General features: G+C 74.4%; 1 protein-coding gene. It reads right to left on the minus strand.

Annotated features, from left to right (window positions below; translation table 11 throughout):
* The coding region (locus RM779_RS33470; RefSeq protein WP_311621560.1) for an ADP-ribosylglycohydrolase family protein at window positions 1-375 on the minus strand (375 nt) is incomplete at its 3' end.
* Window positions 376-387: the final 12 nt, after the last annotated feature.

Consider the following 387-nt stretch of genomic DNA (forward strand, 5'->3'; position numbering starts at 1 on the left):
GGGGGAGAGGAGGTCCGGCACGAGGTGGTCGGCGACGGCGTACGCGTCGAGGTGGTCGCGGACCCGGCCGTAGACCCGGACCAGGGCGTGGGTCATCAGGGTGTCGTCGGTGACATGCCCGTCGCCCTTGTGGTACGGGGCGATGGGGCGGGCGGTGCGCCAGTTCTCGCCGTGCCAGGGGCCGACGATCCCGGTCACCCGGCCGCCGTGGCGTTCGGCGATCTGCTCGGGGGTCCAGCCCTCGACCGGGCCGCCGAGGGCGTCCCCCACGGCCGCGCCGACGAGGGCGCGGGTGATGCGGTCATCGAGTGTGGGCGTGGCCGGGGAGGTCTGCGGGGTCGAAGCGGCGGGAGCTGTGGCCGTTGTGGGCGTCATGCCGGAATTGTC

It is taken from the genome of Streptomyces johnsoniae (assembly GCF_031845565.1).
GTDB classification, from domain to species: domain Bacteria; phylum Actinomycetota; class Actinomycetes; order Streptomycetales; family Streptomycetaceae; genus Streptomyces; species Streptomyces johnsoniae.